22 protein-coding genes are annotated in these 21,762 nt (G+C 37.5%); 19 read left to right on the top strand and 3 right to left on the bottom strand.

The window, feature by feature from the left end:
* Window positions 1-151: 151 nt before the first annotated feature.
* Window positions 152-979 carry a late competence protein ComER gene (comER, locus tag SB773_RS06120; RefSeq protein ID WP_002015213.1) on the bottom strand — a complete coding sequence of 276 codons (828 nt, stop codon included), beginning with the start codon at window positions 977-979 and terminating at the stop codon, window positions 152-154.
* 77 nt (window positions 980-1,056) lie between these two features.
* On the opposite strand from comER, the gene SB773_RS06115 reads away from it, so the two are divergent.
* The 3 genes from SB773_RS06115 (at window position 1,057) to SB773_RS06105 (ending at window position 4,613) form a co-directional block, all read left to right on the top strand.
* Window positions 1,057-1,656 carry a helix-hairpin-helix domain-containing protein gene (locus SB773_RS06115; protein ID WP_002034076.1) on the top strand — a complete coding sequence of 200 codons (600 nt, stop codon included), beginning with the start codon at window positions 1,057-1,059 and terminating at the stop codon, window positions 1,654-1,656.
* A gap of 63 nt (window positions 1,657-1,719) precedes the next feature.
* Window positions 1,720-2,277, top strand: a complete 558-nt coding sequence (locus tag SB773_RS06110) for a ComE operon protein 2 (RefSeq protein ID WP_002088698.1) — start codon at window positions 1,720-1,722, stop codon at window positions 2,275-2,277.
* A 14-nt stretch (window positions 2,278-2,291) separates the two neighbouring features.
* Window positions 2,292-4,613 carry a DNA internalization-related competence protein ComEC/Rec2 gene (locus tag SB773_RS06105; protein WP_410588991.1) on the top strand — a complete coding sequence of 774 codons (2,322 nt, stop codon included), beginning with the start codon at window positions 2,292-2,294 and terminating at the stop codon, window positions 4,611-4,613.
* 31 nt (window positions 4,614-4,644) lie between these two features.
* Here the strand turns inward: SB773_RS06105 and SB773_RS06100 are convergent, their stop codons facing one another.
* Entirely contained in the window at window positions 4,645-4,779 is a 135-nt protein-coding gene (locus SB773_RS06100; protein ID WP_000997609.1) for a YqzM family protein, read from the bottom strand.
* A gap of 348 nt (window positions 4,780-5,127) precedes the next feature.
* On the opposite strand from SB773_RS06100, the gene holA reads away from it, so the two are divergent.
* Window positions 5,128-6,138, top strand: coding sequence for a DNA polymerase III subunit delta (holA, locus tag SB773_RS06095; RefSeq protein WP_060751070.1), 1,011 nt, complete (start codon window positions 5,128-5,130; stop codon window positions 6,136-6,138).
* A gap of 85 nt (window positions 6,139-6,223) precedes the next feature.
* On the opposite strand, the gene rpsT is transcribed toward holA, so the two are convergent.
* Window positions 6,224-6,481, bottom strand: a complete 258-nt coding sequence (gene rpsT / locus SB773_RS06090; protein ID WP_002088694.1) for a 30S ribosomal protein S20 — start codon at window positions 6,479-6,481, stop codon at window positions 6,224-6,226.
* Between the two features lie 180 nt (window positions 6,482-6,661).
* On the opposite strand from rpsT, the gene gpr reads away from it, so the two are divergent.
* The 15 genes from gpr to yqfC all read left to right on the top strand — a co-directional run bounded on the left by gpr (window position 6,662) and on the right by yqfC (window position 21,643).
* Window positions 6,662-7,765, top strand: a complete 1,104-nt coding sequence (gene gpr / locus SB773_RS06085) for a GPR endopeptidase (RefSeq protein ID WP_002088693.1) — start codon at window positions 6,662-6,664, stop codon at window positions 7,763-7,765.
* Window positions 7,765-8,127 (top strand): DUF3679 domain-containing protein, encoded by a 363-nt coding sequence (locus SB773_RS06080; protein ID WP_063607626.1) that lies wholly within the window; start codon window positions 7,765-7,767, stop codon window positions 8,125-8,127. The genes gpr and SB773_RS06080 overlap by 1 nt, the downstream gene beginning before the upstream one ends.
* Before the next feature lie 208 nt (window positions 8,128-8,335).
* Window positions 8,336-10,159 carry an elongation factor 4 gene (gene lepA, locus SB773_RS06075; RefSeq protein WP_002034072.1) on the top strand — a complete coding sequence of 608 codons (1,824 nt, stop codon included), beginning with the start codon at window positions 8,336-8,338 and terminating at the stop codon, window positions 10,157-10,159.
* Window positions 10,160-10,348: 189 nt separating this feature from the next.
* Window positions 10,349-10,723 carry a winged helix-turn-helix transcriptional regulator gene (locus tag SB773_RS06070; RefSeq protein WP_410588987.1) on the top strand — a complete coding sequence of 125 codons (375 nt, stop codon included), beginning with the start codon at window positions 10,349-10,351 and terminating at the stop codon, window positions 10,721-10,723.
* A gap of 51 nt (window positions 10,724-10,774) precedes the next feature.
* Entirely contained in the window at window positions 10,775-11,914 is a 1,140-nt protein-coding gene (hemW, locus tag SB773_RS06065) for a radical SAM family heme chaperone HemW (RefSeq protein ID WP_137076040.1), read from the top strand.
* A gap of 133 nt (window positions 11,915-12,047) precedes the next feature.
* A complete protein-coding gene (gene hrcA, locus SB773_RS06060) occupies window positions 12,048-13,064 on the top strand; it encodes a heat-inducible transcriptional repressor HrcA (protein WP_002034070.1) in 1,017 nt (338 codons plus the stop codon).
* A gap of 114 nt (window positions 13,065-13,178) precedes the next feature.
* Window positions 13,179-13,745: a nucleotide exchange factor GrpE gene (grpE, locus tag SB773_RS06055; RefSeq protein WP_002165061.1), complete on the top strand. Its 567-nt coding sequence runs from the start codon at window positions 13,179-13,181 to the stop codon at window positions 13,743-13,745.
* A 26-nt stretch (window positions 13,746-13,771) separates the two neighbouring features.
* Window positions 13,772-15,607, top strand: coding sequence for a chaperone protein DnaK (dnaK, locus tag SB773_RS06050; protein WP_002015198.1), 1,836 nt, complete (start codon window positions 13,772-13,774; stop codon window positions 15,605-15,607).
* 202 nt (window positions 15,608-15,809) lie between these two features.
* Entirely contained in the window at window positions 15,810-16,916 is a 1,107-nt protein-coding gene (gene dnaJ, locus SB773_RS06045) for a chaperone protein DnaJ (RefSeq protein ID WP_002015197.1), read from the top strand.
* A gap of 28 nt (window positions 16,917-16,944) precedes the next feature.
* Window positions 16,945-17,883, top strand: a complete 939-nt coding sequence (gene prmA / locus SB773_RS06040) for a 50S ribosomal protein L11 methyltransferase (RefSeq protein ID WP_002067162.1) — start codon at window positions 16,945-16,947, stop codon at window positions 17,881-17,883.
* Between the two features lie 145 nt (window positions 17,884-18,028).
* On the top strand, window positions 18,029-18,778 hold the full coding sequence (locus tag SB773_RS06035; protein ID WP_002015195.1) for a 16S rRNA (uracil(1498)-N(3))-methyltransferase: 750 nt from the start codon (window positions 18,029-18,031) through the stop codon (window positions 18,776-18,778).
* A gap of 6 nt (window positions 18,779-18,784) precedes the next feature.
* Window positions 18,785-20,137, top strand: coding sequence for a tRNA (N(6)-L-threonylcarbamoyladenosine(37)-C(2))-methylthiotransferase MtaB (gene mtaB, locus SB773_RS06030; RefSeq protein WP_002015193.1), 1,353 nt, complete (start codon window positions 18,785-18,787; stop codon window positions 20,135-20,137).
* A 472-nt stretch (window positions 20,138-20,609) separates the two neighbouring features.
* Window positions 20,610-20,783 carry a 30S ribosomal protein S21 gene (gene rpsU, locus SB773_RS06025; RefSeq protein WP_000048061.1) on the top strand — a complete coding sequence of 58 codons (174 nt, stop codon included), beginning with the start codon at window positions 20,610-20,612 and terminating at the stop codon, window positions 20,781-20,783.
* Between the two features lie 15 nt (window positions 20,784-20,798).
* Window positions 20,799-21,242: a GatB/YqeY domain-containing protein gene (locus SB773_RS06020; RefSeq protein WP_000054578.1), complete on the top strand. Its 444-nt coding sequence runs from the start codon at window positions 20,799-20,801 to the stop codon at window positions 21,240-21,242.
* A gap of 107 nt (window positions 21,243-21,349) precedes the next feature.
* Window positions 21,350-21,643: a sporulation protein YqfC gene (yqfC, locus tag SB773_RS06015; RefSeq protein ID WP_002067170.1), complete on the top strand. Its 294-nt coding sequence runs from the start codon at window positions 21,350-21,352 to the stop codon at window positions 21,641-21,643.
* Window positions 21,644-21,762: the final 119 nt, after the last annotated feature.

Genomic DNA, 21,762 nt, shown 5'->3' with positions numbered 1-21,762 from the left:
TGCTTTTGTTTTATAGAAAAGATGTAGTTTTAGTTCTAGAAAAATAAAAAGATGATATGTGTAAAGTGTAAAAATGCTAGTTTTAGTGAAAATGTAGCATGAAAAAGATAAGTATTAATAAAAAGGGTTTGGGATTACGATGGCGTATTTATTATGTGTGTTTATTGAATTGCTGCTCAACGCATTTTAAATCTTCATCAAATTTCTCATGTGTCCGTTCGATTAATTTATGAAACATATCCCCAACGTGCTCTTCTAAAATACGAATACCTTCTCCTGTAACACCGCCTTTAACGCATACCTTTTCTTGTAAAGTAGGTAATGTGAAAATTTCTTTTTCAAGTAATTTCCCCATTCCAATGACCATTTCACTTACTAAAGTAGTGGCTTCTTCATGTGTAATATTTGTTTTATCTACAGCAGCGTTAATGAAACATTGTAATAAATAACTAAAAAAAGCAGGGCCGCAGCTTGCTATATCAGATGAAACGCGCGTTATATCTTCTTCTATAACAAGGGGAGTAGAAATGTTTTTGAATAGACGAAGTAGTTTTTGTTGCCATTCTAGAGAGCAGTTATTTCCAAATGTAAATAGTGATGCGCCGGATAAGGCGCGGTTTGTGATGCTTGGAATGATACGAGCGACGTGGCAAGGTATAAGTGTTTCTAATTGTGATGGAGATATGGGGCTTGTGATAGAAACTAAGCAATCTTCGTCTGAAAAATGGTCAGCGTATTTTTGTAGAATAGGGTATATGTCTATCGGTTTTACGCAAATGAAAATAAGCTGGGATTGTTCGATTACCTCTTGGATTGTTTTGGCTATATGAACAGAAGGGTATTTTTCTTTTATATGATATGCTTTGGCAGGCGTCCGATTAATAATAGTAAGGCACGAAGGTTTGACAGCACGGGTTTCTAAAAATGCATCGATTAGTATATTCCCCATGTTCCCTGTCCCTATAATTCCTATGTTCAATGTTTCATCCCTCCTTCGTAACTGCTTTCTCCTAAACAATATGAATGATGTTATAAATTTATGATTAGAGGTGTAAAATGATGTGGGATTTTCCGAAAAAATGGTTGGGATTAGTGGTTATTATTGGCACTTTGATTTTTCTTTTTTTCTGGAAAACGAATCAGCAAACAGAGCGATCGCTCATTACAACGGAAGTTCAAGTAAAAGATGTGGAGAAAAAAAGTAAACCGAAAGTATTGGATACAAAGGAGCAGAAAAAAATAATTATAATTGATGTGAAAGGGGCGGTTTTTAAAGAGGGTGTGTATGAAATGAAGGAAGGGGACCGGGTGAAGGAGGCGGTTGAAAAAGCTGGTGGTTTGTTGCCGGATGCAGATGTGAAGAAAGTGAATTTGGCGCAAATGGTCCAAGACCAAATGCTTCTGTATGTTCCTAACAAGAATGAGCCAGTGCAAGAAGGGGCTACTTTTTCAAAAAGCGAGGGTAAAGTGCAAATAAATACAGCTTCTAAAGAGCAACTTGAAAAAATAACAGGCATTGGTTCTCGGAAAGCGGAAAGTATTTTGAAATACCGAGAAGAACATGGTCCGTTTCAGAAAATAGAAGATTTATTAGAAATTGATGGGATTGGTGCGAAGTCTTTAGAGAAAATAAAAGATCAAATTATTATTCCATAAAAGATTGACGAAGTTTTTCTTTTTTCGCTACACTACAAGTAGACAAAAAAGAAGGTGAAAAATATGGAACGAATTTCATGGGATCAATATTTTATGACGCAAAGCCATCTACTATCTTTACGTAGTACATGTACAAGGCTTGCGGTAGGAGCGACAATCGTTCGTGATAAACGAATTATTGCTGGTGGATATAACGGTTCAATTAAAGGTGGTGTGCATTGTATAGACGATGGTTGCTATGTCATTGATAATCATTGCGTTCGTACAATTCATGCTGAAATGAATGCTTTATTGCAATGTGCGAAATTTGGTGCAAAAACAGAGGAAGCGGAAATTTATGTCACACATTTTCCTTGTTTGCAGTGCTGTAAGGCGATTATTCAAAGTGGTGTTACAGCGGTTTATTATGCACAGGACTATAAAAATCATCCGTATGCCGTAGAGTTATTTGAACAAGCGAGTGTAACAGTAAAGCACGTTCCGCTAGAATACGATATTACATCGCTAGAGGAACAAGAGCGTCATTTACAGCTAAAGGAATTATTCGCAGCTTTAGAAAAAGATAATTTATCAATGGAAGAATTACAGCGTGTATTCACTAAAGCAAAAATGATGCTATAAGGAGTGAGTATGAGTTGAATGGGCAATGGGGCTATGTTGCAATCTCGTTTATAATTGGGATTGCAATTACCTTTTCCGCATCGCATTTATTGGCTGCTTGTTGTTTCGTTTGTTATGTTTTATTTTGTTTGTATCGTACTTCGTGTAAAACCTTCATATTTTGTATAATAGCGTGTTTTAGTGGCGTTATGTACACCACGTATGTTCAGAGTCTAAATAAGCCGCTAGGGGATTCCTATGAAGTTACACGAGGGGTCGTGCAAAATACACCTCTAATTAATGGGGATCGTCTCTCTTTTCAAATTGAAGATCAGAATAAAAACTTAGTGCAGTTAAATTATAAAATACAATCTGCTTCGGAAAAGAAGCAGTTGCAACAATTACATGCAGGTATATCGTGTACATTTAAAGGGGAGGTGAAAGAACCACAAACTGCCCGGAATTTTCATGTTTTTGATTATCGTAATTATTTATATCAGCAAAAAATACATTTTATATTTGATGTGACATACATTTCTGAATGTCAAAAAACATCGTTGTCACTCGTGCAATGGATTTTCCTTCTCAGGCAACAAACAATCTCGAAAGTTACAGAAATGTTCCCGGAACAATCAGGTGCATTTATGAACGCATTATTATTTGGAGATCAACAACAAATGACGTTTGAAGTAGAAGAGCAATATCAACAATTTGGTCTTATACATTTGTTAGCAATTTCAGGATCGCATATCGTATTATTAATGGTTATAATGTATTTTGTTTTGCTAAGAAGTGGTGTGACGAAAGAGATAGCAACAGTATGCCTTATAGTTTGCATTCCTCTGTATATGATTATAGCGGGAGCGTCGCCATCTGTTGTGAGGGCTTCTATAACAGGAGTTTTATTATTGGTAGCTTTCATATGCTCTGTTCGCTTATCTAGTCTAGACGCCTTAAGTATAACGGCTATATGTATGCTTATATACGATCCGTATCTTATTTTCAACATTGGATTTCAATTTTCATTTGTAGGTAGTTTTTCTTTACTACTATCTGCGCCAATATTATTAGGGCGTAGTAATGGGATAGTTCGAAATTCTATTTACATTTCTATAATTTCACAGCTCGCTAGTACCCCCATCTTGTTATATCATTTTGGTTATTTTTCTCCTTATAGCATTTTCCTCAATCTTACATATGTTCCTTTTCTATCCATTATTGTATTGCCGTGTAGCATCATTATTCTTATATGTATGCCGGTTATTCCATTTTTCGCAAAAGGAATTGCATATGTACTTTCACTATGTTTAACCATTTCTAATGATTTTCTAAGTTACTGTGAAAGTTTCCCTTTCATCCGACTTACTTTTGGTCAAACTCCTTTATTTCTTGTGGCTATATATTGTTTTAGTATCGTTAGTATATTTGTGATTTGGGAAAGGGTAATAACGAAAAAAATTTTGTGCATAGTTGTGGGTGTGTTTCTTTTTATTAGTACTTGTCATTATGTATATCCATATTTTCGCGAAAGTGGGAGTGTTACATTTCTTGATGTTGGACAGGGAGATGCGATATTAATTCGTCTTCCGTACGATAAAGAGGTTTATCTTATTGATACAGGAGGAGCCCTTTCTGTCAAGAAGGAAGCGTGGCAACAGAAAAAGCATGAATTTTCTGTTGGGCATGATATTCTTGTTCCTTTTTTACAAAAAGAAGGTATAAAAACGATTGATAAATTAATTGTAACGCACGGAGATGCGGATCATATAGGTGCTGCGCTGGATTTGCTGTCATCTATTATTGTAAAAGAAGTTGTATTTGGGAGAAAGGAACAAGATGCTGTATTGGAAAAAGTGGTGAAGAAAAAGGCGTTAGAAAAGAGCATGAAGATAAGTGTAGTAGGAGAAGGGGAAGGTTGGAGGGTAAATGAAGCGGAATTTTTCGTATTAGCTCCAAAGGGGAAAGAAAAGGGAGAAAATGACTCTTCGATTGTACTATGGGCCAGACTAGGGGGACTAACATGGCTATTTACGGGTGATCTAGAAGAAGAAGGAGAAAAGTTTATAGTATCAACATATCCTGATTTGCGGGCTAATATTTTAAAAGTTGCCCACCATGGGAGTAAAACATCGTCTACAGATCCATTTTTAAGCCTTGTACAGCCTGCTGTAGCGATTATTTCTGTGGGGGAGCGTAATAGGTATGGGCACCCGCATAAGGAAGTTATAGAGCGTTTTAAGAAGAGGGGTATTGATATATGGCGTACGGATAAGCAAGGTGCTATTTCCTATGTTTTTAATGGAGAAAAAGGAACCTTTCAAAGTAAAATCACATATGATGAAACACATAGAAGATGAAAAAAAGAAGACTGCCGTTAAGCAGCAGCCTTTAAGAACCGATGAATTTAATAACAGTTGCAATAATGAAAAGTGTTGCGAAAAAACCAAATGAGACGATAAATCCTACCCCTGAATCAATAGCGTCATTGCGTTTACTTTGAACGTTTTGTTCAAAATCATTCATTTAGAATCCCTCCCCAACATTCCATTTTAGTATAAAATATTGTCAGAAAAAAATCTACAATTTCCATATGAAGTGAAATAGAGTATTTTTATACTTTTTCTAGTTAGTTAAGTAGCGTGAATTTTTCATTTCCAATCATGTTAACAGTTGGCACTTATACTAAGATTATTATTGTAAATAATAAAGGGAAGGTGATTACCGCACACCAATAAGAAATCCGGGGCTTATTGCGTGGCGTTTTATATAAATAAAGGGGCGGGTTATAAAGACCGTCCCTTTGTACTTGTAAAACAAAAGCTAGGGCATTAGTATAAATATATATTGCCAAGTTAGGGAGTAGGAAAAAATATGAGTGATATACATAAGAAGATTAAAAAGAAACAGTTCGCTCCGTTGTATGTACTGTATGGAACGGAAGCCTATTTTATAAATGAAACGATAAAGCTTATTACAACGGAAGCGCTTGAAGAGGAAGATCGAGAGTTTAATGTTGTGACATACGATTTGGAAGAAGCGTATTTAGAAGATGTAGTTGAGGATGCGCATACGCTTCCTTTTTTTGGAGAGCGTAAAGTTATATTAATAAAATCACCACTATTTTTAACGGCACAAAAAGAAAAGTTAGAACAAAATATAAAAATTTTAGAAGAATATATTGGGGAGCCATCTCCTTTTTCTATTCTTGTTTTTGTTGCGCCTTATGAAAAATTAGACGAACGAAAAAAAATTACAAAACTATTAAAGAAAACAGCGGATGTAATAGAAGCAAATGCGATGCAAGTGCAGGATGTTCAGAAGTGGATTGTTTCTCGTGCGGATGAGGTGCATGTGCATATTGATAATGTAGCTGTTAGTTTATTGTTAGAGCTTGTGGGAAGTAATGTAACAATGTTGGCGAAGGAAATGGACAAGTTAACGTTATACGTCGGTATGGGCGGAGAAATTACGCCAAAACTTGTCACGGAACTTGTGCCGAAATCTGTTGAGCAAAACGTGTTTGCTTTAACAGAAAAAGTGGTGAAAAAAGATATCGCTGGTGCGATGCAAATTTTAGACGGATTATTTACACAGCAGGAAGAACCGATTAAACTGCTCGCTTTATTAGTAAGTCAGTTCCGCTTGCTACATCAAGTGAAAGAGTTGCAACAGCGTGGTTACGGACAAAATCAAATCGCGTCCCATATTGGTGTACATCCGTACCGGGTAAAGTTGGCGATGAATCAAACGAAGTTTTTCTCTTTTGAAGAATTAAAAAAAGTTATTATAGAATTGGCGGAAGCTGATTATAGTATGAAGACTGGAAAGATGGATAAGAAACTTGTGCTTGAGTTTTTCTTAATGCGGTTAAATCATATGTAGTGACACAAAAAAGTTCACGTACTTAGTACGTGAACTTTTTTGTGTATATAAAAAACGATCCGAATGGATCGTTTTTTTAAACGCCTTACGCGTTTACTTGTTTCGCTAAGCGAGATTTTTGACGAGCTGCAGCGTTTTGGTGGATAAGACCTTTACGAGCTGCTTTGTCAAGTTTTTTAGAAGCAGTTTTGAAAGCTTCTTTAGCATTTTCAAGATCGTTATTAGTAACTAAAGTTTCTACAGTTTTAACAGCAGTACGCATGTCAGACTTGATAGAAGCGTTATGTGAACGACGCTCTTCGCTAAGTTTAGCGCGTTTGATAGCAGATTTGATGTTTGCCATACTTTTCACCTCCCTGGTGCAATCGAATGACTCGATTCTTACATAGAACAAGTGATATTTTATCAAACGGTGAAGAGAATTGCAATAGTATATCAATGAAATTTCACGTAAAGGAAAGAATGACCTAATATAACTTGGGGAAATCTAACGATATTTACTATGAATTACGGAGGAGATACGATGAAAGAACCATTAGATTTAAGTAAATATAGTGTTAGAACTGACCTTGCTGTAGAGGCGCACCAAATGCTACAAGAGCGCCAAGAAGAACAAAAAGGGATACAGGGAGTTATTGTAAAAGAGAGGGAAGAAGAGGGAGTTACAATTACAAAAGTAACTATTGATGAAATTGCATCTGAGTCGATGGGGAAAAAACCTGGAAGTTATTTAACTCTTGAGGTGCAAGGTATACGACAACAAGATACGGAACTTCAGCAAAAGGTAGAGCGTATTTTTGCAAAAGAATTCTCTTATTTCTTAGAAGAGGTTGGAGTTTCAAAAGAAGCGAGTTGTTTAATCGTAGGTCTTGGGAATTGGAATGTAACGCCGGATGCACTCGGACCGATAGTCGTAGAGAACGTATTGGTGACGAGACATTTGTTTAAATTGCAGCCTGAAAGTGTGGAAGAGGGGTTTAGACCTGTTAGTGCCATTCGTCCAGGGGTAATGGGAATTACAGGGATTGAAACGAGCGATGTCATTTACGGAATTATTGAGAAGACAAAACCAGACTTTGTCATCGCAATTGATGCATTAGCTGCGCGTTCTATTGAACGAGTAAATAGTACGATACAAATTTCTGATACAGGAATTCATCCAGGATCTGGTGTTGGGAATAAGCGTAAGGAACTAAGTAAAGAAACATTAGGTATTCCTGTTATCGCAATTGGTGTGCCAACTGTGGTAGATGCTGTTTCGATTACGAGTGATACAATTGATTTTATTTTGAAACATTTTGGCCGGGAACTGAAAGAAGGAAACAAACCGTCACGCTCTTTATTGCCAGCAGGTTTTACATTTGGAGAAAAGAAAAAATTAACAGAAGAAGATATGCCAGATGAAAAGAGTCGAAATATGTTTTTAGGAGCTATTGGTACGTTAGAAGAAGAAGAAAAGAGAAAGTTAATTTATGAAGTATTATCTCCTCTTGGTCATAATTTAATGGTAACTCCAAAAGAAGTAGATGCGTTTATTGAGGATATGGCAAATGTAATAGCCAGCGGTTTAAATGCAGCGCTGCATCATCAGATTGATCAGGATAATACAGGGGCATATACACATTGATGGAAAGAGGCAGAAATAGCTTGAGTCAATTTACGCTGTTATGTATATGCGGTACAGTCTTATGTTTGCTTATGATGATAGCTGGAGTGGGACTCGCTAATCATGGTCTAAAAAGTATGAAGGGATATCGTCAGCTGTCATATGAACAAATTGCTCATATGACAGGAACAGAAGGCGCTGGGGCTGAATCGGAAATTTCGGGAGAGACGTTTTCGGCTATTGAAAAACAAAAACAGTTAGAAAGCTTAAGAAGTTTTAATGTTGTAGAAGGTATCGGTATGGCGATAGCAAGTGTTGCTCGTGATATGACAAAGTTTGGAACGGATATAGTTGTTGGGGCAATAAAAGGAATTTTTAGTTAAGGGTAGCGGGAAGGATGGTTGTCTTATGTTTGTAAGAGAGCTGTCTTTTAATTTGAAAAAGGTTTGTCTCTTATGGTTTGTTCGCATAAGATATAGATAGAGTGATTTGTATTGTAAGCAGCACGAGTTTTCATTGAATCTTTGCTGCTCTATTGATATAATCAGTGCTAGTGTATATTGGCGAGACTATTAGGAGTTGAGAACATAGATGAATAAAGAAGAAAGAGCAAAAAGACAGTCCAAAATTCGTAACTTCTCCATCATTGCTCACATTGACCACGGGAAATCAACGTTGGCAGACCGTATTTTGGAGAAAACAAACGCGTTGGCACAGCGCGAAATGAAGGCGCAATTGCTTGACTCTATGGAGTTGGAGCGTGAGCGTGGTATTACAATTAAATTAAATGCAGTACAACTAACGTATAAAGCGAAAGACGGTGAAGAGTATATTCTTCACTTAATCGATACTCCAGGACACGTCGATTTTACGTACGAAGTATCTCGTAGTTTAGCGGCTTGTGAAGGTGCAATTCTTGTAGTGGATGCAGCGCAAGGAATTGAGGCGCAAACATTAGCGAACGTATATTTAGCGCTTGATAATAATTTAGAAATCTTACCAGTTATTAATAAAATCGACTTACCAAGTGCAGACCCAGAACGCGTACGTCAAGAGGTAGAAGATGTAATTGGTTTAGATGCATCGGAAGCTGTACTTGCTTCAGCGAAAGCTGGCATTGGTATTGAAGATATTTTAGAACAAATCGTTGAAAAGGTACCAGCTCCAACAGGTGATTCAGAAGAGCCGTTACAATGTATGATTTTCGATTCTTTATATGATCCGTACCGTGGTGTAATTGCATATATCCGTGTTGTAAATGGAACGGTAAAAGTTGGCGATAAAGTACGTATGATGGCAACTGGAAAAGAATTTGAAGTAACAGAAGTAGGTGTGTTTACACCGAAAACGACGCAACGTGACGAGTTAACAGTAGGTGATGTAGGTTTCTTAGCGGCATCTATTAAAAACGTAGGTGATACACGCGTAGGTGATACGATCACACATGCGAAACGTCCGGCTGCAGAGCCGTTAAAAGGGTATCGAAAATTAAACCCAATGGTATTCTGTGGTTTATATCCAATCGATTCTGCACGTTATAACGACTTACGTGATGCGTTAGAAAAACTAGAATTGAATGATTCTGCTCTTGAATTTGAGCCTGAAACATCTCAAGCTTTAGGTTTTGGTTTCCGTTGTGGTTTCTTAGGGCTTCTTCACATGGAGATTATTCAAGAACGTATTGAACGTGAATTCAAGATTGACTTAATTACAACAGCGCCAAGTGTTATTTATAAAGTGTATTTAACAAACGGTGAAGATTTTATTGTTGATAATCCATCTAATATGCCAGATCCACAGACTATCGATCGTGTAGAAGAGCCGTTTGTGAAGGCTGCAATTATGGTTCCGAATGACTATGTTGGAGCTGTAATGGAAATTTGCCAAGGGAAACGTGGAACGTTTATTGATATGCAATATTTAGATGAAACACGTGTTACATTGACATATGAAATCCCGTTATCAGAAATCGTATATGATTTCTTCGATCAATTGAAATCAAATACGAAAGGATATGCATCATTTGACTACGAGTTAATTGGTTATAAACCATCTAAACTTGTGAAAATGGATATTCTTTTAAATAATGAACAAGTGGATGCTTTATCATTTATTGTACATCGTGATTCAGCGTATGACCGTGGTAAAGTAATTGTAGAGAAATTAAAGAAATTAATTCCAAGACAACAGTTTGAAGTGCCAATTCAGGCGACTATCGGAAATAAAGTTGTATCTCGTTCTACAATTAAGGCGATGCGTAAAAACGTACTTGCAAAATGTTACGGTGGTGACATTTCTCGTAAGCGTAAACTTCTTGATAAGCAAAAAGAAGGTAAAAAACGTATGAAGTCTGTTGGTTCTGTAGAAGTGCCGCAAGAAGCATTCATGGCTGTACTGAAAATGGATGATAACTAATGGAGTGAACTATAATTAGTGGAGATTTTTCTATTCTTCGCTAATTATTAGCCCGCACCAATCGTGATAAAAGTAGAAGCCGTTCGTTCGGCTTCTTTTTTATATGCTACTTTTTAGACATCTTATCATCTCTCATTTACAATAGTGAGAGAGCTTTTTAGTGATTGATATAGAGTTAGGAGACTATTAATGTCCGAAAATATTCGAAAAGATATTCGAGAGAAAATACAAAAAGGTAATTTTAATTGCGAAAAGGAACTGACGCTTTCTATAATTAGTGGGAAGTGGAAAGTTGTGATATTGTGGCACTTAGGTGTGGAAGGTCCGCATCGTTTTAGTGAATTGCAACGTCTGTTCCCGAGCATTTCTCATAAAGTTTTGTCAAATCAATTGAAAGAGTTAATGGAGGACGGGATTGTTAATCGAACGGTATACCCGGAAATTCCTCCGCGTGTTGAGTACTATATGACGGAATTAGGTATGTCGCTTTTACCGATCGTTGAAATGATGTATGATTGGGGAAAAATGCGAATGGAACAAATCCGTAATACAGTAGAGAAGTAAAGAATCCTCCGGAGTGCGGAGGTTTTCTTTTTAGAAAGGTAGGAGTTATATTTGGTACAAGCTGCATATATTCATATTCCATTTTGTCAGCATATTTGTCACTATTGTGATTTTAATAAAGTATTTATTGAACGCCAACCGGTTGATCAATACTTACAATATTTAGAGAAAGAAATAATAAATACGGTTCAAAAAGTACCGTTTGAAAGTATGAAAACGATTTTTGTTGGCGGAGGAACTCCGACAGCTTTAAATATGGAGCAAACAAAAAAACTACTCGACATCATTAACCGTCGTTTGCGTCCATTTGCGCCGAATTGTGAATTAACATTTGAAGCGAATCCAGGTGATTTACCGAAAGAGAAGTTGAACGTATTGCTAGAAGGTGGAGTAAACCGAATTAGTTTTGGTGTGCAAACGTTTCGTGATGAGCTGCTTGAGAAGATTGGACGCAGACATACGAGAGAAGATGCATTCGTAGCGATTCGAGAAGCGCAGGAAGTCGGTTTTACAAATATTAATGTAGATTTAATTTATGCTCTGCCAGGACAGACGATAGAAGATGTAAAGGAAACATTAGACATTGCCTTTACGCTTGGTGTACAACATTTCTCGGCATATTCCTTAATTGTGGAACCGAAAACCGTGTTTTATAACTTAATGAATAAAGGGAAATTAAGACTTCCAGGTGAAGACCATGAAGCGAAAATGTACGAAATAGTAATGGATGAAATGGAGAAACATGGTTATAACCAGTATGAGATTAGTAACTTCTCAAAAGGTAATAATGAAAGTAGACATAATCTCACATACTGGAATAATGAAGAGTATTATGGATTTGGAGCTGGAGCGCATAGTTATGTGAACGGGGAACGAATTCAAAATGTAGGTCCGCTCAAGCAATATTTCACTAAAATTGATGAGACAGGATTTCCATATTTAGATGTTCACCCAGTGACAGAGAAAGAAAAAATGGAAGAAGAGTTGTTCTTAGGACTTCGAAAAACAAAAGGTGTTTCTAAGTTAGAATTCCAAAAGAAATTTAATGTGGAGATGGACCATGTTTTTGCAAAGCAGTTACAAAGTAATCAAGAACAAGGATTACTTGAAAACAGAGATGGACATGTTTGTTTAACGAGGAAAGGGAAGCTATTAGGGAATGAAGTATTCCAGTCATTTTTGATTGATTAATTAAATGTGCCATAAGCGCGAAAATTTTTTGTTATTTCGTGACGTTTCCGTTGACAATTGAATGTCAATTTTGGTAAGTTATTAATAGATTTAGCACTCGAAGACAAAGAGTGCTAACAGAGGTGATGATGAGATGCTTACGGAACGTCAGCTCTTAATTTTACAAACAATTGTTGATGACTTTATTGGATCAGCGCAACCAGTTGGTTCGAGGACGTTGGCTAAGAAAGATGAAATTACGTTTAGTCCAGCTACTATTCGAAATGAAATGGCTGATTTAGAAGAATTAGGATTTATTGAAAAAACGCATAGTTCTTCTGGGCGTGTTCCTTCTGAAAAAGGATACCGATTTTATGTAGACCATCTTTTAGCGCCGCAAAACTTACCGACCGATGAAATTGTACAAATTAAAGATTTATTTGCTGAAAGAATTTTTGAAGCAGAAAAAATTGCACAACAATCAGCTCAAATTTTATCAGAGCTTACGAATTATACGGCCATTGTTCTTGGTCCCAAATTGAGCACAAATAAACTTAAAAATGTACAAATTGTACCGCTTGATCGTCAAACAGCAGTCGCTATTATTGTAACAGATACAGGGCATGTGCAAAGTAAAACGATTACCGTTCCGGAATCTGTTGATTTATCAGATTTAGAAAAAATGGTTAATATTTTAAATGAAAAGCTATCTGGTATACCTATGGCAGAACTTCATAATAAAATCTTTAAAGAGATTGTTACAGTCTTGCGTGGGTATGTTCATAATTACGATAGTGCAATAAAAATGTTAGATGGTACATTTCAAGTCCCTTTATCGGAAAAGATATACTTTGGAGGAAAAGCAAATATGCTTTCGCAACCAGAGTTCCATGACATTCACAAAGTAAGATCTTTGCTGACGATGATCGATAATGAGGCTGCGTTTTATGACATTTTGCGTCATAAACAAGTCGGAATTCAAGTGAAAATTGGTAGAGAAAATTCTTCTACGGCAATGGAGGATTGCAGTTTGATTTCTGCAACGTATTCGATTGGAGAAGAGCAACTTGGAACAATTGCAATTTTAGGTCCGACGAGAATGCAATACTCTCGTGTAATTAGTTTACTGCAGTTATTTACAAGACAATTTACAGACGGACTTAAAAAGTAAATGAGAGTAATACATTCGCTCAAGTGATGAAATTTTCATTGCTGTGTGTAATATATAATGCTTAGGTAATCATGCTAAGCATGATACCTAATACCTTTTAAGGAGGTGAAAATTGTGGAAGAGCGTAACGAACAAGTGGTAGAAGAAGTGAAAGAAGCGCAAGTTGAAGAAGCTGTCACGCCAGAAAACAGTGAAAAAACTGTAGAAGAAAAAAGTGAGGCTGCTCTTTTACAAGAAAAAGTAGATGAGTTACAAGCGAAACTAACGGAAACGGAAGGTCGCACATTACGTCTACAAGCTGATTTTGAAAATTATAAGCGCCGTGTCCAAATGGATAAACAGGCTGCTGATAAATATAGAGCACAAAGTCTAGTTTCAGATATTTTGCCAGCTCTTGATAATTTTGAAAGAGCGATGCAAGTGGAAGCGACTGACGAGCAAACGCAATCCTTGTTACAAGGTATGGAAATGGTGCATCGTCAATTGCTAGAAGCGTTGACTAAGGAAGGTGTTGAAGCGATTGAAGCTGTTGGTAAACAGTTTGATCCGAATGAACACCAAGCTATTATGCAAGTGGAAGACAGTGAATTTGAATCAAACGCGGTAGTTGAAGAATTCCAAAAAGGTTATAAACTAAAAGACCGTGTGATTCGCCCATCAATGGTAAAAGTAAATCAATAATTTACATAAAAGTAGGAGGATTCGCCATGAGTAAAATTATCGGTATTGACTTAGGTACAACAAACTCTTGTGTAGCTGTTATGGAAGGTGGAGAACCAAAGGTTATCCCAAATCCAGAAGGAAATCGTACAACACCTTCTGTTGTAGCTTTCAAAAATGAAGAGCGTCAAGTTGGGGAAGTTGCGAAGCGTCAAGCAATTACAAACCCAAATACAATCATGTCTGTTAAACGTCATATGGGTACAGACTACAAAGTAGAAGTTGAAGGTAAAGATTTTACACCTCAAGAAATTTCTGCAATCATTTTACAAAACTTAAAAGCTTCTGCTGAAGCATACTTAGGTGAAACAGTAACGAAAGCTGTTATTACAGTACCTGCATACTTCAACGATGCTGAGCGTCAAGCAACGAAAGATGCTGGTCGTATCGCTGGTTTAGAAGTTGAGCGTATCATTAACGAACCAACAGCGGCAGCACTTGCTTACGGTTTAGAAAAGCAAGATGAAGAGCAAAAAATCTTAGTATATGACTTAGGTGGCGGTACATTTGATGTATCTATCCTTGAGTTAGCAGACGGCACATTCGAAGTTATTTCAACTGCTGGTGACAACCGTCTTGGTGGAGATGACTTTGACCAAGTTATCATCGATCATTTAGTAGCTGAATTCAAAAAAGAAAATAGCATTGATTTAAGCCAAGATAAAATGGCACTTCAACGTCTGAAAGATGCAGCTGAAAAAGCGAAGAAAGATCTTTCTGGTGTAACACAAACACAAATTTCATTACCATTCATTAGTGCTGGAGCTGCTGGCCCATTACACTTAGAATTAACGTTAACAAGAGCTAAATTCGAAGAAATTTCAGCTGGTCTTGTTGAAAGAACATTAGAGCCAACTCGTCGTGCATTAAAAGACGCTGGTTTTGCTCCAAGCGAATTAGATAAAGTTATCCTTGTTGGTGGATCTACTCGTATCCCAGCTGTACAAGAAGCAATTAAACGTGAAACTGGTAAAGAGCCATACAAAGGTGTAAACCCAGATGAAGTTGTAGCATTAGGTGCTGCAGTTCAAGGTGGCGTACTTACTGGTGATGTAGAGGGCGTTCTATTATTAGACGTAACTCCACTTTCTTTAGGTATCGAAACTATGGGCGGTGTGTTCACGAAACTAATCGAGCGTAACACTACAATTCCGACAAGTAAGTCACAAGTATTCTCAACAGCTGCTGATAACCAACCAGCGGTAGACATTCACGTACTACAAGGTGAGCGTCCAATGTCAGCTGACAACAAAACGTTAGGTCGTTTCCAATTAACAGACCTTCCGCCAGCACCACGTGGAATTCCACAAATCGAAGTAACATTCGATATTGATGCGAACGGTATCGTTAACGTACGTGCAAAAGACTTAGGTACAAGCAAAGAGCAAACTATTACAATCCAATCTTCTTCAGGTCTTTCTGATGAAGAAGTAGATCGTATGGTACAAGAAGCTGAATCAAATGCTGATGCTGACCAAAAACGTAAGGAAGAAGTTGAACTTCGTAACGAAGCTGACCAACTTGTATTCCAAACAGACAAAGTTGTAAAAGATTTAGAAGGTAAAGTAGATGCAGCTGAAGTAGCGAAAGCAACGGAAGCGAAAGAAGCATTACAAGCGGCAATCGAGAAAAACGAACTTGAAGAAATCCGTGTGAAAAAAGATGCTCTTCAAGAAATCGTACAACAATTAACTGTTAAATTATACGAGCAAGCTCAAGCGGCTGCAGGGCAAGCAGAAGGTGCACAAGGAGCACAAGACGCTGGCGCGAAAAAAGATAATGTAGTAGACGCTGAGTTTGAAGAAGTAAAAGAAGACAAGTAATACAGTGAAATAAAATAAGTAAGATGACAAAAAGTCAAAGTCAAGCGTGCCTTGGCTTTGGCTTTTTTCACGAATAAGAAGAAATGTGTGAGGATCTTAAGTTTTTTATTTTGCATACTGTAAGTGAGGAAACTTTGTTGCAAAGCACTTTCTTTCGGTGTTAAAATTACGTTTATGTGAAAGATTCGGGGGTTGTAAATTTATGAATAAACGAGACTATTATGAGGTCCTTGGACTTAGCCAGGGCGCTTCAAAAGATGAAATTAAAAAAGCGTATCGTCGTTTGGCTAAAAAGTACCATCCAGACGTAAGTAAAGAAGAAAATGCAATTGAAAAGTTTAAAGAAGTACAAGAAGCATACGAAGTATTAAGTGACGATCAAAAACGCGCGCAGTATGATCAATTTGGTCACGCGGGTCCGAATCAAGGTTTCGGTGGCGGAGGAGACTTCGGCGGTGGCTTCGGTTTCGAAGATATCTTTAGTTCATTCTTTGGCGGTGGCGGCGGAAGACGTCGTGATCCAAATGCTCCACGTCAAGGTGCTGATTTACAATATCAAGTTACTTTAGAGTTTGAAGAAGCTATTTTTGGTAAAGAATTAAACGTTGAGATTCCAGTGGAGGATCCATGTGATACTTGTAAGGGTAGTGGAGCAAAACCAGGGACTTCAAAAGAAACATGTAAACATTGTTCAGGATCAGGGCAAGTAAGTGTAGAACAAAATACACCATTTGGGCGTATTGTAAACCGTCAAGCTTGTGGACATTGTTCAGGAACAGGTCAAATGATTAAAGAGAAATGTACGACATGCCATGGTTCTGGTAAAGTTCGTAAACGTAAAAAAATCAATGTTAAAATTCCAGCGGGTATCGATAATGGTCAACAAATTCGTGTATCTGGAAAAGGTGAAGCAGGCGTAAATGGCGGACCGGCAGGTGACTTATATGTTGTTGTTCATGTGAGAAATCATGAATTCTTTGAACGCGAAGGGGATCACATTATTTGCGAAATGCCAATAACATTTGCGCAAATGGCACTTGGTGCGGAAGTAGAAGTTCCTACCGTTCATGGCAAAGTGAAGCTGAAAATTCCAGCAGGAACACAAACAGGAACAGAATTCCGCTTAAAAGGAAAAGGTGCTCCGAACGTACGTGGATATGGTCAAGGAGATCAATATGTAGTCGTTCGTGTTGTTGTGCCGACGAAATTAACTTCACATCAAAAAGATTTATTGCGTGAATTTGCAGGGCAAGAAGAGCAGGATGATAGCTTATTCAGAAAGCTTAAACGTGCTTTTAAAGGGGAATAATGGAAATAAAAAATGGAGTTGGTAAATTGTGAAATGGTCAGAAATTAGTATTCATACAACAGAAGAAGCAGTAGAAGCTGTCTCTCATATTTTGCATGAAGCAGGCGCTAGCGGGGTTGCGATTGAGGACCCAGCGGAGTTGACGAAAGAGCGCAAGCAACAATACGGTGAGATTTATGCACTTAACCCAGATGAATATCCAAGTGAGGGTGTTTTGGTAAAAGCATATTTCCCACAAACGGATTCTTTACACGAAACGGTTGCAGGTGTAAAATCATCTATTGATGCACTACCATCTTTCGACATCGAAATTGGTAAAGGAACTATTACAATTAATGAAGTCGATGAGGAAGATTGGGCTACTGCTTGGAAGAAGTATTATCATCCAGTTCAAATTTCTGATACATTCACAATTGTGCCGACGTGGGAAGAGTATACACCGTCTTCTCCAGATGAAAAAATTATTGAATTAGATCCAGGTATGGCGTTTGGTACAGGGACACATCCAACAACGACGATGTGTATTCGTGCGTTAGAAAAAACGGTTCAGCCAGGTGATACTGTGATTGATGTGGGGACAGGTTCGGGGGTACTTAGTATTGCTGCGGCAAAATTAGGTGCGGCTTCTGTTCAAGCGTATGATTTAGACCCAGTTGCAGTTGAAAGTGCAGAAATGAATGTGCGCTTAAATAAAACAGATGACATTGTCAATGTTGGACAGAATAGTCTATTAGAAGGTATTGAAGGTCCGGTTGATTTAATCGTAGCAAATTTACTAGCGGAAATTATTCTTCTATTCCCTGAAGATGCAGCGAGAGTTGTGAAGCCAGGTGGATTATTTATTACATCTGGTATTATTGGGGCGAAAGAAAAAGTAATTTCTGAAGCGTTAGAAACAGCTGGATTTTCAATTGAAGAAGTACTTCGAATGGAAGATTGGGTAGCAATTATTGCACGAAATGCGTAATATAGATTTTAGTCTATAAAGAACAGGGGAGTCTCTCACCGTATAAGGTGAGGGACTTGCCGTTTGTTATATGAAAATGATAACGTTTCGTTCTTTTCGTAAGTGTTGACTTACGAAAGGAACGAAACTCTACTAAGGTGATTATATGCAACGTTATTTTGTAGAAGAGAAATATGTAAATGAGACAAGTATTCGCATAATGGGTGATGATGTCCATCACATCGCAAGAGTGATGCGTATGTCAGCTGGTGACCACATTTATTGCTGTGTAAATGGTAAAACAGCAGAGTGTTCAATTGCTGAAATTACCAGTGAATTTGTGGATACCACTATTGTAGAATGGGTAGAGGCGTCAAGCGAACTTCCTGTGTTCGTGACGATTGCAAGTGGACTGCCGAAAGGAGACAAGCTAGAGTTAATTTTTCAAAAAGGAACTGAGCTTGGGGCAGCTGCATTTTTACCATTTCAAGCATCTCGATCTATTGTAAAGTGGGATGCGAAAAAAGCAGATAAAAAAGTTGAGCGTTTGAAAAAAATTGTAAAAGAAGCTGCGGAACAATCGCATAGAAGTGAAATTCCAGAAGTACACGTTCCCTCATCATTTAAACAACTGCTGTCGATGAGTAGCGAGTATGATGTTTGTCTTGTTGCGTATGAAGAAGAAGCGAAACAAGGTGAGAAATCTAATTTTGCGAAAGCTTTAGCGACGATTAAACCAGGCCAAAAGCTGCTGATTGTATTTGGACCAGAAGGCGGTTTAGCGGAGGAAGAGATAACCGCACTTCGTGAACATAAATTTGTACCATGTAGTTTAGGACCAAGGATTTTAAGAACAGAAACGGCTCCGCTTTATGCGTTAAGTGCCGCTTCTTATCATTTTGAATTGATGGGGTGATAATCAATGGCAACTGTTGCGTTCCACACGTTAGGTTGTAAAGTAAACCACTATGAAACAGAAGCGATTTGGCAATTGTTTAAACAAGGTGGTTATGAAAGAACTGAATATGAAAAAAAATCGGATGTATACGTTATTAACACATGTACAGTAACGAATACTGGAGATAAAAAAAGCCGTCAAGTAATTAGACGTGCTGTACGTCAAAATCCAGATGCGGTAATTTGTGTAACTGGATGTTATGCACAAACATCTCCAGCGGAAATTATGGCGATTCCAGGTGTAGATATTGTTGTTGGTACGCAAGATCGTGAGAAGATGTTAGGATACATCGAAGAATTCCGTAAAGAGCGTCAACCGATTAATGCTGTCCGCAATATTATGAAAACACGTGTATATGAAGAGCTCGATGTACCATATTTCACGGACCGTACACGTGCATCTTTAAAAATACAAGAAGGTTGTAATAATTTCTGTACATTTTGCATCATTCCTTGGGCGCGCGGTTTAATGCGTTCTCGTGATGGAAAAGAAGTTATTAAACAAGCGCAGCAATTAGTAGATGCTGGCTATAAAGAAATTGTATTAACAGGTATTCATACAGGTGGGTACGGTGAAGATATAAAAGAGTATAACTTAGCTGGATTACTGCGCGATATGGAAGCGGAAGTAGGCGGATTGAAACGCCTTCGTATTTCTTCTATTGAGGCGAGTCAAATTTCTGATGAAGTAATTGAAGTGTTAGATAAATCAGAAGTAGTTGTACGTCACTTGCATATTCCATTACAGTCAGGATCTAATACTGTATTGAAACGTATGCGCCGTAAGTATACGATGGAATTTTTCCAAGAGCGTTTAGATCGTTTGAAAGAAGCGTTACCAGGTCTTGCGATTACATCAGACGTAATTGTTGGATTCCCAGGCGAAACAGAAGAGGAATTCATGGAAACGTACAATTTCATTAAAGAGAATCGTTTCTCTGAATTACACGTTTTCCCTTATTCGAAACGTACAGGTACTCCAGCAGCACGTATGGAAGATCAAGTTCCTGAAGACGTGAAGAACGATCGTGTTCACCGTCTAATTGAGCTATCAAATCAATTAGCGAAAGAGTATGCTTCTAGATTTGAAGGTGAAGTACTTGAAATCATTCCGGAAGAGACATTTAAAGATGGTGACCGTGAAGGTTTATATGTAGGTTATACAGATAATTACTTAAAAATTGTGTTTGAAGGATCTGAAGAATTGATTGGTAAGCTAGTAAAAGTGAAAATTACAAAAGCTGGTTATCCATATAACGAAGCGCAGTTTGTTCGTGTTCTTGAAGATGATGTAAAAAAAGAATCAGCAAGCGCATAAAATGAAACTTTAATCAGTGGGGGGGTTGTTCATCCCCGCTGATTATCAGCCTGACCCCCGCCTAAGTTCTTTGCTTTCGCTGAATTTTGAGGTGGGGGTCTTACTGTCCTGGCAAATAGCGGGATAAAAAAGCATGCAAACGGAAACGATTTGCATGCTTTCTTTTTTTTTTTTTGTGTGGAGAAGTTAAGTACTGAAAAGGCAGGTACGTTGAATGAGTAGTTATTTAATGCTTTCTTGTATTAAACAAGGTGTAATGATAAAAAATATAGTTGTCTTCAGGGGAAAAGGATAATAGCTATCTACATAGCTTTTGAACAGGTAAGGGCATCTATTCTTCTTTTATTCTGCCAAATAGTTGACCTGAAGTGATAAAATGTATTATAATCGTAAAAGACATGCTGAAGAAGGGTTTCTTTTTGCATGCTGAAATTAGTATGTAAGTGTGATGTTTCGGAGGGAGGGAAAGAGAATGTCAAAAACAGTCGTTCGTAAAAACGAGTCTTTGGAGGATGCACTTCGCCGTTTTAAAAGATCGGTTTCTAAAACTGGTACACTTGCTGAAGCAAGAAAGCGCGAGTTTTATGAAAAGCCAAGTGTAAAACGTAAGAAGAAATCTGAAGCGGCAAGAAAGCGTAAGTTCTAAGAGAGGGTGTAAGTTATGAGTCTTCTCGGTCGTTTAAACGATGATATGAAACAAGCGATGAAGAATAAACAAAAAGAAAAATTAACCGTTATTCGTATGGTTAAGGCTGCTTTACAAAATGAAGGTATTAAACTGCAACATACTCTTACTGAAGAAGAGGAATTAACAGTTTTGGCTCGTGAAGTAAAACAGTATAAGGACTCCCTCCTTGAATTTAAAAAAGCTGGTCGTGAAGACCTTGTTGATAAACTGCAAAGTGAAATTCAGATTTTAAGCGCATATTTGCCGGAGCAATTAACAGAAGAAGAACTAGCGGATATAATTAAGCAAGTTATTTCTGAAGTTGGTGCTACATCTAAAGCAGATATGGGTAAAGTGATGACTGCTGTTATGCCGAAAGTAAAAGGTAAAACAGACGGATCACTTGTGAATAAGCTGGTTATCCAGCTATTAGCATAAAAAAGCGTCTCATTTCGTATGAGACGTTTTTTTATGCTTTTTTCAGTTTGGACGTGATATTACAAGCTCTTTTTTCATACATATGGGATGAGAGGGGGTCTTTTGAGATGAAAAAAATAGAACAAATGAAGAATTGGTTAACGAAGCAAATAGACCTGCCAGTGGATGTGTTAATGGATCTACCTCGGATCACGCTTGTTGGGCAAGTACATATCTATATAGAAAATCATCGAGGATTATTAGTGTTTTCAGATAAAGAGGTAAGATTGCTATTGAAACATGGTCAATTATTAATTAAAGGTCAATCCTTTGTTATTAAAACAATCCTTCCAGAAGAACTGTTGCTTGAAGGGATTATTGAACAAGTGACGTTTTTAGAAAATGAAAAGAAAGAGGAGTGAGGAGAAACTTCCGTTTGTGGAGTTTTTCTTCGTTACCTTGTATTAACAGGCGGTAACGTTCTGGCCTCAATATTCGGTTCGTACAAAGAGGATAGGTGGGAATTGAGTTCCACGTAAAA

Source organism: Bacillus sp. SIMBA_074, assembly GCF_046534555.1.
GTDB lineage: Bacteria > Bacillota > Bacilli > Bacillales > Bacillaceae_G > Bacillus_A > Bacillus_A mycoides.
Note: the sequence above shows the minus strand (reverse complement) of the source record. Positions and strands in the feature narration are given on the sequence as shown.

Bases quoted from the DNA above. Each gene is read 5' to 3' on its own strand.
- SB773_RS06115 (WP_002034076.1), top strand. From the start codon at position 1,057: ATGATGTGGGATTTTCCGAAAAAATGGTTGGGATTAGTGGTTATTATT.
- SB773_RS06110 (WP_002088698.1), top strand. From the start codon at position 1,720: ATGGAACGAATTTCATGGGATCAATATTTTATGACGCAAAGCCATCTA.
- SB773_RS06100 (WP_000997609.1), bottom strand. From the start codon at position 4,779: ATGAATGATTTTGAACAAAACGTTCAAAGTAAACGCAATGACGCTATT.
- holA (WP_060751070.1), top strand. From the start codon at position 5,128: ATGAGTGATATACATAAGAAGATTAAAAAGAAACAGTTCGCTCCGTTG.
- rpsT (WP_002088694.1), bottom strand. From the start codon at position 6,481: ATGGCAAACATCAAATCTGCTATCAAACGCGCTAAACTTAGCGAAGAG.
- gpr (WP_002088693.1), top strand. From the start codon at position 6,662: ATGAAAGAACCATTAGATTTAAGTAAATATAGTGTTAGAACTGACCTT.
- SB773_RS06080 (WP_063607626.1), top strand. From the start codon at position 7,765: ATGGAAAGAGGCAGAAATAGCTTGAGTCAATTTACGCTGTTATGTATA.
- lepA (WP_002034072.1), top strand. From the start codon at position 8,336: ATGAATAAAGAAGAAAGAGCAAAAAGACAGTCCAAAATTCGTAACTTC.
- SB773_RS06070 (WP_410588987.1), top strand. From the start codon at position 10,349: ATGTCCGAAAATATTCGAAAAGATATTCGAGAGAAAATACAAAAAGGT.
- hrcA (WP_002034070.1), top strand. From the start codon at position 12,048: ATGCTTACGGAACGTCAGCTCTTAATTTTACAAACAATTGTTGATGAC.
- dnaK (WP_002015198.1), top strand. From the start codon at position 13,772: ATGAGTAAAATTATCGGTATTGACTTAGGTACAACAAACTCTTGTGTA.
- dnaJ (WP_002015197.1), top strand. From the start codon at position 15,810: ATGAATAAACGAGACTATTATGAGGTCCTTGGACTTAGCCAGGGCGCT.
- SB773_RS06035 (WP_002015195.1), top strand. From the start codon at position 18,029: ATGCAACGTTATTTTGTAGAAGAGAAATATGTAAATGAGACAAGTATT.
- mtaB (WP_002015193.1), top strand. From the start codon at position 18,785: ATGGCAACTGTTGCGTTCCACACGTTAGGTTGTAAAGTAAACCACTAT.
- rpsU (WP_000048061.1), top strand. From the start codon at position 20,610: ATGTCAAAAACAGTCGTTCGTAAAAACGAGTCTTTGGAGGATGCACTT.
- SB773_RS06020 (WP_000054578.1), top strand. From the start codon at position 20,799: ATGAGTCTTCTCGGTCGTTTAAACGATGATATGAAACAAGCGATGAAG.
- yqfC (WP_002067170.1), top strand. From the start codon at position 21,350: ATGAAAAAAATAGAACAAATGAAGAATTGGTTAACGAAGCAAATAGAC.